At 55.4% G+C, this 15,615-nt stretch carries 13 protein-coding genes; 3 read left to right on the forward strand and 10 right to left on the reverse strand.

The window, feature by feature from the left end; genetic code table 11:
- Positions 1-36: 36 nt before the first annotated feature.
- The 5 genes from uhpB to ACI2J2_RS18910 form a co-directional block, all read right to left on the reverse strand.
- Positions 37-1,578 carry a signal transduction histidine-protein kinase/phosphatase UhpB gene (gene uhpB / locus ACI2J2_RS18890; RefSeq protein ID WP_404760660.1) on the reverse strand — a complete coding sequence of 514 codons (1,542 nt, stop codon included), beginning with the start codon at positions 1,576-1,578 and terminating at the stop codon, positions 37-39.
- Positions 1,578-2,168: a transcriptional regulator UhpA gene (gene uhpA, locus ACI2J2_RS18895; protein ID WP_265556435.1), complete on the reverse strand. Its 591-nt coding sequence runs from the start codon at positions 2,166-2,168 to the stop codon at positions 1,578-1,580. The genes uhpB and uhpA overlap by 1 nt, the downstream gene beginning before the upstream one ends.
- 306 nt (positions 2,169-2,474) lie before the next feature.
- A complete protein-coding gene (gene eptB, locus ACI2J2_RS18900; protein ID WP_404760608.1) occupies positions 2,475-4,169 on the reverse strand; it encodes a kdo(2)-lipid A phosphoethanolamine 7''-transferase in 1,695 nt (564 codons plus the stop codon).
- Between the two features lie 225 nt (positions 4,170-4,394).
- Positions 4,395-4,820 carry an organic hydroperoxide resistance protein gene (locus ACI2J2_RS18905; RefSeq protein ID WP_209637900.1) on the reverse strand — a complete coding sequence of 142 codons (426 nt, stop codon included), beginning with the start codon at positions 4,818-4,820 and terminating at the stop codon, positions 4,395-4,397.
- 158 nt (positions 4,821-4,978) lie between these two features.
- On the reverse strand, positions 4,979-5,443 hold the full coding sequence (locus ACI2J2_RS18910) for a MarR family winged helix-turn-helix transcriptional regulator (protein WP_265556438.1): 465 nt from the start codon (positions 5,441-5,443) through the stop codon (positions 4,979-4,981).
- Positions 5,444-5,552: 109 nt separating this feature from the next.
- Here ACI2J2_RS18910 and ACI2J2_RS18915 point away from each other — a divergent pair, with 109 nt between their 5' ends.
- Positions 5,553-6,152, forward strand: coding sequence for an HD domain-containing protein (locus tag ACI2J2_RS18915; RefSeq protein WP_209637904.1), 600 nt, complete (start codon positions 5,553-5,555; stop codon positions 6,150-6,152).
- A gap of 3 nt (positions 6,153-6,155) precedes the next feature.
- Here ACI2J2_RS18915 and ACI2J2_RS18920 read toward each other — a convergent pair whose 3' ends face one another.
- The 4 genes from ACI2J2_RS18920 to ACI2J2_RS18935 all read right to left on the reverse strand — a co-directional run bounded on the left by ACI2J2_RS18920 (position 6,156) and on the right by ACI2J2_RS18935 (position 12,093).
- Entirely contained in the window at positions 6,156-7,550 is a 1,395-nt protein-coding gene (locus ACI2J2_RS18920; protein WP_404760609.1) for a carbohydrate porin, read from the reverse strand.
- A 245-nt stretch (positions 7,551-7,795) separates the two neighbouring features.
- Positions 7,796-9,199 (reverse strand): glycoside hydrolase family 1 protein, encoded by a 1,404-nt coding sequence (locus ACI2J2_RS18925; RefSeq protein ID WP_404760610.1) that lies wholly within the window; start codon positions 9,197-9,199, stop codon positions 7,796-7,798.
- Positions 9,200-9,213: 14 nt separating this feature from the next.
- Entirely contained in the window at positions 9,214-11,073 is a 1,860-nt protein-coding gene (gene bglF, locus ACI2J2_RS18930; protein ID WP_404760611.1) for a PTS beta-glucoside transporter subunit IIABC, read from the reverse strand.
- Between the two features lie 261 nt (positions 11,074-11,334).
- Complete coding sequence (locus tag ACI2J2_RS18935) at positions 11,335-12,093, reverse strand: SDR family NAD(P)-dependent oxidoreductase (RefSeq protein WP_404760612.1); 759 nt, start codon at positions 12,091-12,093, stop codon at positions 11,335-11,337.
- Between the two features lie 114 nt (positions 12,094-12,207).
- Between ACI2J2_RS18935 and ACI2J2_RS18940 the strand changes: the two genes are divergently transcribed.
- Together ACI2J2_RS18940 and ACI2J2_RS18945 are read left to right on the forward strand one after the other, a co-directional pair.
- On the forward strand, positions 12,208-13,071 hold the full coding sequence (locus ACI2J2_RS18940) for a LysR family transcriptional regulator (protein ID WP_265556444.1): 864 nt from the start codon (positions 12,208-12,210) through the stop codon (positions 13,069-13,071).
- A gap of 92 nt (positions 13,072-13,163) precedes the next feature.
- Positions 13,164-13,913 carry an NAD(P)-dependent oxidoreductase gene (locus tag ACI2J2_RS18945; RefSeq protein ID WP_209637916.1) on the forward strand — a complete coding sequence of 250 codons (750 nt, stop codon included), beginning with the start codon at positions 13,164-13,166 and terminating at the stop codon, positions 13,911-13,913.
- Here the strand turns inward: ACI2J2_RS18945 and ACI2J2_RS18950 are convergent.
- The gene (locus tag ACI2J2_RS18950; protein ID WP_404760613.1) at positions 13,910-15,358 is read right to left on the reverse strand and encodes an alpha/beta hydrolase; all 1,449 of its coding nucleotides are present in this window, start codon (positions 15,356-15,358) and stop codon (positions 13,910-13,912) included. The genes ACI2J2_RS18945 and ACI2J2_RS18950 overlap by 4 nt on opposite strands.
- Between the last annotated feature and the right edge of the window lie 257 nt (positions 15,359-15,615).

Genomic DNA, 15,615 nt, shown 5'->3' on the forward strand with positions numbered 1-15,615 from the left:
CGTACGCCGGATTCCCGACGCGGCTAAGAGTATTTCCTAGTTTTGCCCTTCTGCCGCTGAAACTGTGGGTAAGATCACATTCAAACAGGTGCCGCTCCCCGACGTCAGTCGCAGGCTGCCACCCAGTGCGCTGATACGCTCTTGCATACCGCGCAGACCATAGCCCGGCTCATGATTGGTCAAATCGATACCGATGCCGTTATCGCGAATGGTCAGCAAGATTTGCGGTGGTTGCCCTTTACGATGGCGAAGATGTGCATCCAGCTCAATGCGGCTGGCGGCGGCATGGCGGCAGACGTTAGTCACTCCCTCTTGGCAGACCCGATACAGGGTAATTTTCAGCGTTTCATCCAGCAACGCATCCGGTACCTGCCACTGCATCGTACTCACCAACGACGTATCTTGCGGCAACGACTCACGCAGCATTGCCGCGACCGCCGCCGACAGCGGCAGATTATTCAGCGCAGCGGGCCACAATTGCGTCAGTACGTCGTGGACGCCGTCATACACCCGCAGCGCCAACGTATCTATCGCCTCGGCACAGCCAATGACCTGCGGCTGCGGCGCCAGACGCTTGATAATACTGGCTTGGGTACGGATCACGGTGATAGTTTGCCCGACTTCGTCGTGTAGCTCCCGCGCAACCTCACGCCGAGTCTGCTCTTCCGCTGTCACCAACGCGCGTGCCAGTTGACGGTTCTCTGCCAAGCGCAAACGGAGTTGTTGATTTAGCTCTCGTTGGCGCTGAATCCCCGCGCCGAGCAGCAAACCGGTGAGACTCTGGGCCAATAGCGACAGCAACAGATCGCGATGCGATTCCGGTTGAGGCGGCTCGTTGGCCACCAGCACCACACCGTTGAGCAGCGTCGCCAGCAGCGCCCCCTGCCAGCCATAGCGATAGGACATAAAAACGATCGGGATGGCCAGACAAAACGGCGCGAATCGGCGCAGTTCGGCGGCGTTCACCTGCTGTTGCAGCCAGATACTGAGTGCGAACAACAGCAAATAGCTGGCCAGATGGCGCAGCCGCAAGGTCACAGGTTTATGGATCAGGCCCGGCTCGAGCGGCACCCAGATCTGCCGCGCCAGATAATGCCACAGCAACAGACAGGTCGGGGCAATAGTGAAACCGCCCGCCAACCCAAGCAACAGCGCACGGGCACCTTCACCGTTAACCACCTGCCACACCAACGCCTGCAGCAATGCGGCAGCCGCTACCACCGCCCCCTGCATCAGCGGCCATTGCCATTCGCTGTCACTTTGTTGATGCCGCAGCAACCAAGGGGAAGCCACCAGGCTGAGCAGTACCGTCAACACCAGTACCACGACCGAAGCCCACAGCGCCGGCCCGTAACCGAATTGATCTGCCAACAACACCATCAGCAGTAAGTCAGCCAGCAAAATACCCGGCCAGAAGCGGTAAGGGCTTTGCAGCAGAATGCCCATGCGCAGGCCAAACGGGAATAACAACAGCGCCTGCCACGGCGGATCGATTAGCGCCGTGCCGATACCCCACAGGCAAAATGCACTGGTGGCATAGATAAAAAACAGCGCCAGTTGGGTAATCAGGCGCTGCATCACAGGTTTAGCATCCGCTTCGCCAGTTCGACATTATTGTTAATGCCCAACTTGGCAAACAGATTGGCGCGGTGTACGTGTACCGTTTTCGGCGATAATCCCAACGCCGCAGCAATTTCCCGCACCTCTTGTCCCTGCGCCAGCAACAGCGCGATTTCACGTTCGCGACGCGTCAGGGGATCGACCTTGACTCGCGCCAACTGCTGGGCAATTTCAGGCATCAGGTATACGCCCCCACTGGCGACGGTGCGCACCGCGGTGATCAGGTCTTCTGGCTTACAGCGCTTGGACAAAAAACCACAGGCACCGCGTTCCAGGGCCATTTCCACCAGCGCCGGGTTATCATGCATCGACAGCATCACCACGCGAATACCGGAGGGAATATCCGCCAGTAAATCCAGCCCGCTGCCGTCCGGCATCGAAATGTCACAAATGCAGATCTCCGCCTCCAAACCCGGCAAACCGGCACGTGCCTGCGTCGCGCTGCTGAATTCCCCGACCACTTGAATGTCCGCCTCCAGCGACAACAGTTGCACAAAGCCCGATCGCACAATGTCATGATCGTCAATAAACGCCACGCGCAAGGTCATGGAAATCTCCAGTTCGAGGGGGAAAGTGCCCAAGTATACCCTATAGCTTTCAAGTTGCAGCTAGGCGCACAGCTCGTTCATCCCCAGGTATTGTAGGGGCGCCGCATGCTGCGCCCGCATTAATCGGGGCGAATTTATTCGCCTCCTACAGTAACTGGGGTGAACGACAAATCTGTCGGGAATAGATTTGAACGCTGCAACGTGAAAGATGACGGGTATATACCGCAAGCCTGAGCCGGATTAATTGATGAAGGAAAGGTATTAACAGATTTTACCGGGCGCTATGCGCGCCCGGTATTGTAGAGGTTACAGCGGTGTTGCCGGCGTTTTGTCCTGAGGAATATTACACCAGTTGTTTTTCGCCACGATGCCGCCGTTTGGCGAGGTGTAACCGAGGCAGCCGAGAATGGTATCGAACAGCTCGACATGGCGATGTGTCTTGCCAACACGCTGTTGAGCCTGCAATTGCTCAAATGCACTGCGATGCTGCGGGTCTTCCAGGAACTTGTCAGACGCCCACACCATCATTGGCACGCGGAACTGCTCCGGTGGGGCCATTTCACGCGGCGTGCCATGCAGGTGCGAGTTCTCGCCAATCGATTCACCGTGATCAGACGAATAGAACACAATCGCCTTCTTCTCCCGCACCTGATCAATCACGTTAGCGATAAAGCTGTCGGTATACAGCACCGAGTTATCGAAGGCGTTGATCAATTGATCCTTGGAACAGAAGTCATCGACGCCGATACACTCAGGCTGATAGCGCGCATAGCTACGTGGATAACGTTGGGAATAGAGATAATGTGAGCCTTTGGTGTGCAGGATCACCATGTGTTTGCCCTTTGGATAGCGGGCCAGCGACTCCTTCATTTCATCCACCAGCAACATATCGTCAACCGATTTACCGTCGTTACGTTTCTCGGAGGCAATCATCTCGCGGAACGAATAGTTGTTAACTTCGGTATTGTTGTAGAACCAAACCTCGCTCTGCATGGCGAACAGCTCTGAAGTGAAACCCAGCTCCTTCAGTACCGCAAACACGTTTTGTTCTTTCAGGGTACGTTGCGGATTATCGGCCGCCCCACCTTCCCGCACGAACATACAGCGCAGAGAAAGCTTGGTGGCGGTATCACAGGACTCACCGCGGAACGCCACCAGATTTTTCTCTTTGGACAACCGTGGGGTGGTATCACGATCGTAACCAAGAATACCCATGTGATCCCAACGCGTGGTTTCGCCAATGATAAACACGACATAGGTGTCATCAATATCGGCTGGCGGCACATAGGTAAAATTTTTGGCCGGGTCGAACAGCGTCGCCTGATCCTGGCTCTCGTCGTAACGGGTATAGGCAAACAGCCCCAGCGCCGACAGCCAGTTGGATGGCAAATAGGAATGCGCCACCACGCCGCCGTAGCTTGGCAGGTCTACATTGGTGATTTTTTCCTGAGCACTTTGTTCGTCGTCCAGCATACGCAGCGGTAGCCACACGAGTGCCACCACGGCCACCAGCACCACCAAGGGCTTCACTCGGTGCCCAGGCGTTTTTAGCTGTTCAATCAGCGTGTAACGCAGATTGTTTTTCCAAATACACAGTAGCGGCAATGCACTGAGCACCACCATCCACAACACAAAGTGCATCCCTACCACTTCTTTAGACAAATCGATATCCGTGGTCATCACCGAAACGACAATGCCGTAACCAATCACCACGTTAAAAAACGTCATGTAATAACTGGCCGCAACGGAGATCAGAACCAACAACGAAGCGGTGATGCGGTAGAACAGCCGGCCGCCAAGCGACACCAGCCGCATAATAAAGAAGGTGAATAGAACGATGGCGATAACCTCAGTTACCGCGGAAATAACCTTAATCCCCTGAATGCCGTGTGAAAACGAATCAAAGCGACGATAAAAAACGGAAAGGTTTAAAAATATGCCGATATAGATCGCTAACAATAACGATAAATTCTGCTGTGATAGCGATTTAACTTTGTTCATTTAACGCGGTGGCTCCGGGGACTGTAACAGTTCTGAATCAATCAGACATTCAATGTGGCCTCAGGTTCAGCCGCTCGGCAATAAGCGCTATTTTGGGGGTAATAATCAAGCGAATTCTCAAATGGCAGGCATTTTTTGCTGCTTTTTGTGAGACGAAACCGGCGTGGGCAAAACAAAAAATGGAGAGATTAAACCCTCCATTTTTTAATGGTATCGGTAAGAGAATTATTTAATGTTCAGCGTGACATCAATATTGCCGCGGGTAGCGTTGGAATAGGGGCAAACGACATGGGCTTTTTTCACCAGGTCTTCCGCCACACTGCGCTCGATACCCGGCAGAGTAATATCCAGTTGTACTTCGATACCGAACCCATTGGGGATTTCACCAATACCAACGGTGCCGTCAATTTTGGCATCGGCCGGGATTTTCACTTTTTCTTTCGCCGCGACAAACTTCAGCGCACCCAGGAAGCAAGCCGAATAGCCGGCGGCAAACAGCTGTTCCGGGTTGGTGACGTCACCGCCTGCACCGCCCATTTCCTTCGGCACGCCCAGTTTGACATCCAACACGCCGTCGGATGAGGTCGCACGGCCATCGCGGCCACCGGTTGCTGTGGCATGAGCGCGGTAAACAACTTTTTCAATCGACATAAATCATTCCTTCTTTTGGGTTGGAGGCATGACATCGGATCCCATTGTCTGAATCCGGTCACAGGTATATCTTTTGCGATTAAATCGCACACTACTTATATTGACCACGTATTCTCAGTGTAGCGCAGGATCGTCGATCCTGCGTCTGGCACCGGTCGTCAAATCTGATCGATCAACTTGCCACGCAGCTTTTCCAGCTGCTGCTTGATATTCACGATTTCATCGAGGCTGCAATCGGTGGCACACATCACCGCTTCCGGCACCGCCTGCGCTTTCTCACGCAGCGCGCGCCCGGCATCAGTTAACGCGATAATCACCTGCCGCTCGTCGGCAGTGGCACGGTAACGCACCAACAACCCTGCGCTCTCGAGCCGTTTCAGCAATGGCGTTAACGTTGCCGAATCGAGAAACAGCCGCTCGCCAATGTCCGTGACTCTGACTTCGTCCCGTTCCCACAGCACCAGCATCACCAAATATTGCGGATAGGTGAGCTCAAGCTGGCTCAGCAGTTTGCGATACACCTTGTGCAACGCCAGATTGGCGGAGTACAGGGCAAAACACAGCTGCTGATCGAGCAGCAGCAGGTTTTTCGCAAGGGGTTGTTCGGCGTCTTTGATTTTCATATTGTGAATATAGGTAGCGCACGATGTAATCGCAAGCTATTTTTAAACCCTGTGCTACGTTTTTAAAACAGAGGATGTCACAGCAAAGTGCTGTGTGGAGGGAATGGACATGACAAACACATTGGCAGAGCGTGCACGCCGTTACGCCACTAAAGCGCATGCGGCGATTGATCAGCGCCGAAAATATACTAATGACGCTTATATTGTTCACCCGCAGGCAGTGATGGAAATTGTCAGTAGCGTGCCGCACAGTGAAGAAATGCTGGCCGCGGCCTGGCTGCACGACACGGTAGAAGATACACCCACAACGCTCAGCGATATCGAAAGCCATTTTGGGCCGCAGGTCGCCGCCCTGGTTGCGATGCTGACCAACGTCAGCAGCACCGGCGGCGGTAACCGCTTCGAACGCAAAAATCGCGATCGACGCCACAGCGCCACGGCTTCTCCAGAGGCCAAAACCATCAAACTGGCAGATATGATCGACAACACCCGCTCACTGCTTGAATACGATAGCCATTTTGCACGGACTTACCTGATCGAAAAACAGCGGTTGCTGGACGTGCTGACCGAAGGCGATCCGACGCTGTGGAAGCAAGCACACCACATTGTCGAACAGGGGTTGCAAAAGCTGCAATTACCGCCGCATAACGTCCCGGCGAGCTGGTTCGAACATACGCGCCAGCGCTACCGGGAAAGTGACGCGGCGTAACCGTCAGAAAGTCACCACCGTTTTAAGCGCCGTCACCCAGGCATCTTGCGTTTCGTTGACGCCCGCCGGATGGTGCCAATATTGCACCCCCGGTTGTAACTGCAGCCACGGAGTGACGTTGAAGCGGTAATAGAGTTCCGCCGTCACCGAGTGCCCCGGTACCGGGTGATAGTTGGGATCGTTATAGTCGGTAGCCTTGTTGATTTGATTCAAATAGCGCTGGTTATCCTGATAATGGTTGCTCAGCTTGACCATCGATATGCCCAAGCCCAGCCAATCATCCGGGCGCGCATCAAACAGCCCGCGATAACGAATGCCGGTCGAAGTGGAGTAATGCATATAGTTGGAGCGTTGATCCGCCAGCCCCAGGCTGTAGAACAGACTAAGACCGCGATTAGCGTCATCCGGGTGGCGCGTTACCTGCTGGTTAAAGCCGGTGTACAGGAACCAGGTGCGATCATGGCTGCGATAGCCGTTCGGATCGCTCGCCCCTGGGCCACCAGAGACCCCCTCATACAAATCCTGCTGGCTGGCATTGGTAAATAACACGCCAATATTGTAGACCCCCGGCAACTGATTGACCGCGTTGGTTTTCAATTCCAGTTCCATCGGCAGCAACACGCCCTTGCTGCCCTTGGTCGACCAACTCCAGGCATGGCTGCGGCTTGGGGCACTCGGGTTTTGCTCCAGCACACCGGTTTTAAAGGTCAGCCCATCGGTCAGTTTATATTGCAAGGTGGTGCCCCAGTAGTGGACGTTCCAGTTATACCAAGTCAACGAGTTGGCCGATTTGCCGCCGCACAGGGTCAACGTTTGGAAATCGCAGGGAATGATCTGATCGAAATCCTGCACCTTGTTCATCATGCCGATGCGCCATTGCAGCCGGCGATCGAGAAAACTGCGGCTAAAGGTCAGCCAACCCAACCGGGTGATCGACTGGCCGCCATAGCTTTCCTGCGACAGATCGGTCGGGTTGACGCGGGGATCCTGCAGGCGATCGCGTGTCAGGTTGTTATCATGGTTGCGGTTAACGATATTGCCTTCAATTACCGCATCCGGAATACCCGTCAGCGCCTGCAGATCCTGACTGAAGGTCAGCGAGAACTGATCGATATAAGAAGCCTGCTTGTCGTGGTTATATCCACCGCCAGCGTTATAAGAAAGCTGACTGAGGTAACCCAGATTATAGTGAAAACCATGATCTTCCAGGATCGGCCTGATCCCTAGCATATCCCCCAACAGCCCTGCCTGCGGCGGTTCAAAGCCAAGTGCGACACCTTGCCATTTGGCTGTGGGTGCCTCCACGTCTTTGGCTGACTGCAAGGTTTCGGCCTGTGCGCCGGCGCCGACCAGCAATAACCCGGCGAGGGTAACAAAGTGAGGTAATGGGTATTTCATTATTATATTTCTCCAACATATTGATACCCGACGGATTTCGAATTGCAGCAAGGCGGCAAGCGTGGGAGTCCCCTGGAGCTTACTGAAGTAAGTGACAAGGGTGAGCACGCGTCGCCAACAATGCGGCGGTTTGAAATACGGGGGTAGCTGCGGGCAACAGCATTCCCTGGGGGTAATTCCCCAAACATTGGCAGCAGTAGATAAAGGTAATAACCCGGTGGTTGCCACCGGGGGATGGATAAAACTTAGGCTTTGTCTTTCAGGCTGTTACCGTTGCTTTGGATCACGTCACGATACCAGTAGAAACTCTTTTTGCGGCGGCGTTCCAGGCTGCCGTTACCGGCATCGTCGCGGTCGACATAAATAAAGCCGTAGCGCTTGGACATTTCGGCTTTCGAGGCACTGACCAGATCGATCGGTCCCCAACTGGTGTAGCCCATCACTTCTACGCCATCGTCGATCGCTTCCGCCACCTGTACCAGATGGTCGTTAAGATAATTGATACGGTAGTCGTCGTTGATGCTGCCATCAGCGTCGATGCGGTCCTTCGCCCCCAGCCCGTTTTCCACGATAAACAGCGGTTTTTGGTAGCGGTCATACAACACATTCAGCAAATAGCGCAGACCAACGGGATCGATCTGCCAGCCCCATTCTGAACTGGCTAAGTGCGGATTCGGCACCATATTGAGAATGTTGGCGCGGGCAGCGTTGTTTTGCTGTTCGTCGGTAGTGACGCAGCCGCTCATGTAATAGCTGAAGGAGATAAAATCGATGGTTTCGCGCAGTGCCTGGCGGTCTTCGGCGGTGATCTCGACCTGAATGCCATTTTCGCGGAAATAACGCCGCATATAGGCCGGATAATCGCCGCGTGCCTGTACGTCGCCAAAGAACAACCAGTCACGGTTTTGGCGCTGGGTTTCCAGCACATCCTCCGGTCTGCAGCTCAGCGGATAGACAATGCCGCCCAGCAACATATTGCCAATTTGGCCGCCCGGCACAAGGTCATGGCAGGCTTTTACCGCTTTGGCGCTGGCCACTAACTGGTGGTGGATCGCCTGATAAATCTCGCTCTTGCTGCTGTCTTCCTTCAGCCCGACACCGGTAAAGGGCGCGTGCAACGACATATTGATCTCGTTAAAGGTCAGCCAATGCTTCACCTTATGCTTATAGCGTTCGAACACAGTACGCGCGTAGTGCTCGAAAAATCCGATGGTCTTGCGGTTACCCCACCCGCCGTAGTTCTTCACCAAGCCATACGGCATTTCGTAGTGTGACAGGGTGATCAATGGCTGAATGCCATACTTTGCCATTTCATCGAACAGCTGGTCATAGAACGCCAAGCCGGCTTCATTCGGGACATCTTCATCGCCCTGCGGGAAAATACGCGTCCAGGCGATAGAGGTGCGCAGGCACTTAAAGCCCATTTCAGCGAACAGCGCGATATCCTGGGGATAACGATGATAAAAATCGATCGCCACGTCCTTGATACCGCTGTCGCCCTCGACCCGCGGTGCTATCGCGCCGAAGATGCCGTGCGGCTGCAAATCAGAGGTCGACAGCCCTTTGCCGTCGGTCTGATAGGCTCCTTCCACCTGATTGGCCGCGACCGCACCGCCCCACAGAAAATGGTCTGGGAATTTGCTGCTCATCGTTTTCTCCTCGGTTAACGTAATAAAGTCAGCAGTGGCGCCTGTTCCTGCACCCTGCTCTCGCCGCTGGCCAAGACCTCGACGTAGTCATCGCTGTTGCTGATGATGATCGGTGTCGTCGTGTCGAAGCCGGCGGCATGGATCGCCGCCTGGTCAAACTCAATAAGTAGATCGCCTGGTTGCACCCGGTCCCCCTCTTGCACATGGGCGCTGAAATGCAGACCGTCGAGCTTGACCGTATCTATGCCGACGTGGATTAAAATCTCCGCGCCATCGTCCGACTCAATGCCGATGGCGTGCCGGGTTTTAAACAATGAGGCCACACGCCCGGCGACCGGCGACACCACCCGGCCTTGCTGCGGGGCAATCGCTACCCCCTTGCCCAACAGACCGCTGGCAAAAGTGGCATCATTGACCTGTTCCAGCGGCATCACGTCACCGGCAATCGGGCTAACAACGCACTCTTTGCGGTTAAGGGGGGCAGGAGGTGTCGGTTCCTCGTGAGTTTCGGCAGGTGCAACACCGAACAGATAGCTGGCCACCGCCGCGAAACAAAACGACAGTAAACTACCGGCGATTGCGCCCCACACCGTGGCGTCAAAGCCAGCGGAAGGAATGATCTGCGCAAAGGTGAAGATGTTCACCAGGCCAAAGGAGTAGGTAGCGGTATGGAAATAACCGATCACCGCCCCACCAAGCGCACCGCCAATACAACCAAAGATAAACGGCCGTTTGTTCGGCAAGGTCACGCCATACACCGCCGGCTCGGTGATACCAAAGATCCCGGCGCCAATCGCGGAACCTGCCAACGCCCGCAATTTGGCATCACGGGTACGCAACATCACACCCAGCGTCGCCCCTACTTGCCCCATCACGGCCGGCAACAGCAGCGGTACCATGGTGTCGCGGCCAAACACGCTCAGGTTGTTGATCATCAACGGCACCAGCCCCCAATGCAGACCGAAGATCACGCACACCTGCCACATCGCTCCCATAAAGGCGCCTGCAATGATGGGATTGAACGCGTAGATGCCCTGATAACCGTTGGCCAACAGGTGGCTAAGCCAGGTTGCCGCGGGGCCAATCAGCAGGAATGTCAGCGGAACGGTAATCACCAGGCACAACAAGGGCGTGACAAAATTGCGCAACGCACTGTGGATCACCCGGTTAAATAGTGGCTCCAACCGGCATGAAACCCAGGCGGCGAAAATAATCGGAATCACCGACGAGCTGTAGTTGATAAAGGTCAGCGGAATGCCGAAGAAATATTCACGCACCGCGTCAGGCTGCTGTGCGGCATTGAATGCCGCCATCATCAGCGGATGGGTCAATGCACCGCCGATTGCCATGGTAATAAAGGGATTACCGCCGAACTTTTTACCGGCGGTATAACCCAGCATAATCGGCAGGAAATAGAACAGGGCATCGCTGGCGGCAAACAACATTTTATAGGTACCGCTGCTCTCCAGCAGCCAGCCACAAGCCAGGCTCAACGCCAGGAAACCTTTCAGGATCCCCGAAGCCGCCATCACCCCCAACAGCGGTGTAAAAATGCCGGACACCACGTCAATGAATCGGCTGAACAGGTTTTCCTTTTTTCCGTCATCATCCGCCGGCACGCCATCACCCAAGCTACCGACCTGATTGACTGCGTTATAAACTTCCGCAACGTGATTACCCACAACCACCTGAAACTGCCCGCCACTTTCCACCACCATGATCACACCGGGATTTTTTTTCAGCGCAGCGGCATCGGCACGCTGGTTGTCGCGCAGTTTGAACCGCAGGCGGGTGGCACAGTGCACCAAACTTCTCACGTTGTCGCGGCCACCGACGCCGGCCAAAATCTCACTGGCTAATGTTTCATATTTCATCGCGTTACCCTTAAAATCCACGTTCTACCGACCTCCGTAGCGCGATGGCCCATCGCCGTTACGGAATTCAGCGCAAAAAAAAACCTAAACCTCATGGTCTCTGCGCCCAGACGGGAACAGAAACACGAGGTTTAGGTTTTGCCTGCCGAAGCAGTGACAACCCTAAATCGGTTGAGCTAAGACGTTAACACTCCCTATTTTGCTGGAGCAAGACCCTACGGCGCCAAATTATTGAACTGTGACCCAGCAGACAAAACCACGTCAGTGGGCGAAATAGTGCATACCGCCGTCTACCGGGATAACCGCACCCGTGATATATCGCGCGAGCGGGGAACACAGAAACGCCGCCAGATTGGCCACATCTTCCGGCTCGCCAAAGTAACCGATCGGGATGTTCTGAGCGATAAACGCCAGGCGTGCCGCCTCGGTCGGGTGCAGCTTTTCACGTACCTGTTCGCTGTTAATCCGCCCGGGTTGCAGCGTATTGACGGTAATGCCTTGTGCCGCTACTTCCCCCGCTAACCCTTTGGCCCACAAATGTATTGCCCCCTTGGCAGCCGTCGCAGCATTCAGACTGCGTGGTTCCATCGAGCCGCTGATGTTGATGACCCGCCCCCATCCCTGCGCCTGCATGCCGGGCAACAGTGCGTGAGTCACCCGACGCGCCGGCGTGAAGTTCAGGGCAAACGCCTCTTCCCAACCCGCATCGCCTTCACTCAATGCGGTCGGGCGGGCACCGCCGACGGCATTAATCACAATATCAATGGTTCCAAACCGGCCCATAGCTTGCGTAAGCATGCGGTCGAGCGCTCCCGCATCGGTAATATCCGCCGCAATCACCCAGGGCCGTACGCCACCCGCTTGTTCTACCTCATCAGCCAGAGCCAGTAAGCGATCTTCACGGCGGGCGGTCGCCACCACGGATACCCCCTGCGCAGCCAGCACCCGGACCATACCCGCACCGATCCCCTCACTCGCACCGGTCACCAGCGCGACACGCCCCTTCAGCCGCAAATACATAAGATTACCTTATTGAATAATTCAATCTGGTTACAACGATAATGCCATTGAATCACACCCCACTCTGTGTGAATATTCCATAAATTTGCAACGATACTGTGCAGGAATTCACTGATGTTCGACTGGCAGGATTTAAAACACTTTGTGGTGTTGGCACGCACCGGCTCATTGTCGGCAGCGGCGCGGGAGTTGGGCTGCGATCACGCGACGGTTGGCCGGAGAGTGGCGGCACTGGAGAAATCGCTTGGGCTACGGCTGATTCACCGCCTGCCGCGCAGCACGCCGTTGACCGAGGACGGAAAAATGATTGCCGGGCTGGCAGCCGACGTTGAAAATCAAAGCCATGCCATTGTGCGTCATGCACGCAGCGCCGGGGACACACCGCAAACCCAGGTGCGCATCAGTGCCCCGCCGTCGGTCGCCGCCCGGGTTATCGCTCCGCATATTGCGCAATTTCATCAGGCTTTTCCGCATATTACGTTGGTGCTCTCTGGCGAGTCGGCGATCGCCGAACTGGATCGCGGCGACGCCGAAGTGGCAGTGCGCATGGTGCGGCCACAGCAGCCGGATCTGTTGATAAAACGCATCGGCATCATGCGCTACGCGCTGTACGCCACGCGGCAGCACGCCGCCTTACCAGAGGCCGCCCGGGCCTTTATCGCCTACGACCATCACTACCAACACCAGCCCCATCAACAATGGCTGCAGCAGCTGTTGCAGGGTCGCCCGGTGGTCTTTGAGGCCAGCGATCTTTTCTCTCTGCAAGAAGCAGCACGTTCGGGGCTAGGGGCCGTAGTATTGCCGACGTTTGTTGCCGATAGCGACCCAGAACTCGTGACACTGCCCACGTCAATCGCCGCGCCAACACGCGAGCTATGGCTGGTCACTTATCCCGATCTGGCGCGCTCCCCAGCCATTCGCGCAGTGATGACGTTCCTGACTGAAATCATCGAAAAAAAATGTCCGCCCACGCCATAAAGCATCAGCACTGCTAATTGGATGCTGGACAAAACTCACGCAGGGGATTATTACTGATCGCGGCATAATGGACTTTAGGACTGGCTGAGATCATGACTTTACGTACAGAGTTTGGACGAATTTTGATTACCGGCGCAGGTGGCCGGGTCGCGACGGCATTCCGTCAATCGGTAGGAAATCGCTATCAGCTGCGGCTGGCGGAAAAAGAGCTCGGTCTGCTGACCGATCTGCAACCGGGCGATGAGGTGATCAGTTTCGACATTGCCGATATCGCAGCCTGCCGTGAGGCCTGCGCCAATATCGATACGGTGCTGCACCTGGCGGCAGATCCCTCGCCCGATGCGGACTTTTGTCACTCGCTGATGGATAACAATATCCTCGGCACCTTCAATATTTTTCGGGCAGCCAAAGACGCAGGCTGCAAACGCGTGGTCTTCGCCAGCAGTGCGCAAGCGGTGGAAGGTTACGCACTGGATTACCAAATTCGGCCACAAGATGCCCCCAAACCGAAAAACCTCTACGGGGTAAGCAAAGCATTCGGCGAAGGTATCGCCGCCTATTTTGCCCATCAAGAGGGGCTGTCTGCCTTGTCGGTACGCATCGCCAATTTCACCACGCTAGAATATGGCGAACAGCTCAGTGCTCGTGATATGAGCGCTTTCCTGAGCCACCGCGACGCGGCCGATCTGCTGGAACGTTGCCTGCGTATCGAAGGCGTACACCATGCCGTGGTGCACGGCGTTTCCAACAACCGCTATAAGCGGCTGTCGCTAGAGGAAACCAGCCGCTTGCTCGGCTACTACCCGCAGGATGATGCGTTCAGCATTCTCGGTTTTGCCTAAAGCTTATTATCAATCCGCTGGAGCACGTAAGGGAAAAATGGGTTGGAGGCAATGCGCATCAGCGAGTCGAGATCGACCACCAACACTGACCGTTCGCCGCGCGCGGCGATGGTGCCAAGGCTGATGCCGAACTCATCGCGCTGCTCGGGGAACCGGCCATACAGTGAATCACTCACCGGGAAGGGCAACGCCACGTGCGACAACGAATAAATATCCGTCGGGTAGGTCATACCTAGCGGTAGATCGCTTTCGGTGGTCGCTCCAGCCGGTGTAACACGGGCGATCGCCTCACTGCTTTCTGGTGAGGCATTAGCGATCACCGTGGTCTGGTAACGACGTGGCGGTGGTGGCAGCAGTTGACTGACCGCCGCCGCCGCATTTGGCCGCAGCAGTGGTCCAAAGTTTACCGTACGATTAACGTCAAATAGCACCAGTTCGCTGCCATTAGCCGGTAGTTCGTTATATAACGCCCGGATCACCGCCCGGGTGCTCACGGTGGAGTCCATGACAGACTGGAAGGTCAGCACAGGGGCTAATTTCTCCAGCTTTCCGTCACGTGCCGCCAGGGCAATTTGCTGTTGCAGCCCGTTACTGAGCAGATAAGACTGGCGTGCACCATTGACTGGGAATGAATTGTATTTAAAGGGATTAAACTCCGGCAGCACACCGAGCCACGCCGCTTTGGCAAAGGCAGGGAACACGGCAGGCCAGCCGGCAATGCCAGCGAAACGAGCAAAACTGGTAACGCCAATCATCGGTGAAATCAACACCAACCGCTGCGGCGCCGCCAACTGCGGATCATCCAGTGCATCCAACGCATACTTCATCGCCAGCGCCCCGCCGTTGGAAAAGCCTACGATATGCAACGGTTTATCACCCCCGGCCTTACTCCGCGCCTCACGCACGGCCAATCGCGTCGCCGCCAACCAGTCGCGCCATTCAATATTGGTCAATGCCCCCGGCACCGTGCCGTGTGCCGGCAGACGAATACCGACCGCCACATAACCGTGTTGCCGATAGTTCTCAGCAATGTGTCGCAGGCTGTAAGGGGAATCAGTCAAACCGTGCAGCAACACCACAGCACCACGTGGTTCGCCTTGCGGCATCAGTTCGTAAGAACGGTTCCAGTCCCGGACAAAGTGCTCTGGATACACCGGGCTGCCGTCAAAATAGCGGTTAAGGGGGATACGTTCGCTGGCGGAGAGTTTGTCCGTGACGTTAGCCTTTACGTCATCAAATACCCGGCTTTCGGCAGCCAGATAACCCTGCCAATTGGTCTTATCCATCTCGGCGGCAGACAGCTCATGCGGCACAAAAGTATGCCACGGCTCCAGCGCCGGACCGCTTTGGGTGTCGTAAATACGTACCGCAAACAGTGTGAGTAACACGGTAACAACCACGATTGTCAGCCGTTTAGTCCATTTGATTATCGCCCTGGAAGGCATACCCACTCCTGAATTCACGGTTATCCTGCAGCGATTATAGGTGCTAAATGCCATCAGCGGCAGCCCGACGATCGCCAAAGGCTACCGGCCGATTATTAGAGCCCGCTCACAGAACCCACATTTCCAACCCCTTTTAGCGGATAAAAATTGATCTGCTGACGGAATGTTTGTAGGTTTTCTGTAACGATACACTAAAACGTTACAGTGAAATATCAGAAACAAAGTATCGTCCCTGTTCCCCCTGCCCCTACCGCAAT

The organism is Serratia sp. NPDC087055, from assembly GCF_044900985.1.
Lineage (GTDB): Bacteria > Pseudomonadota > Gammaproteobacteria > Enterobacterales > Enterobacteriaceae > Serratia.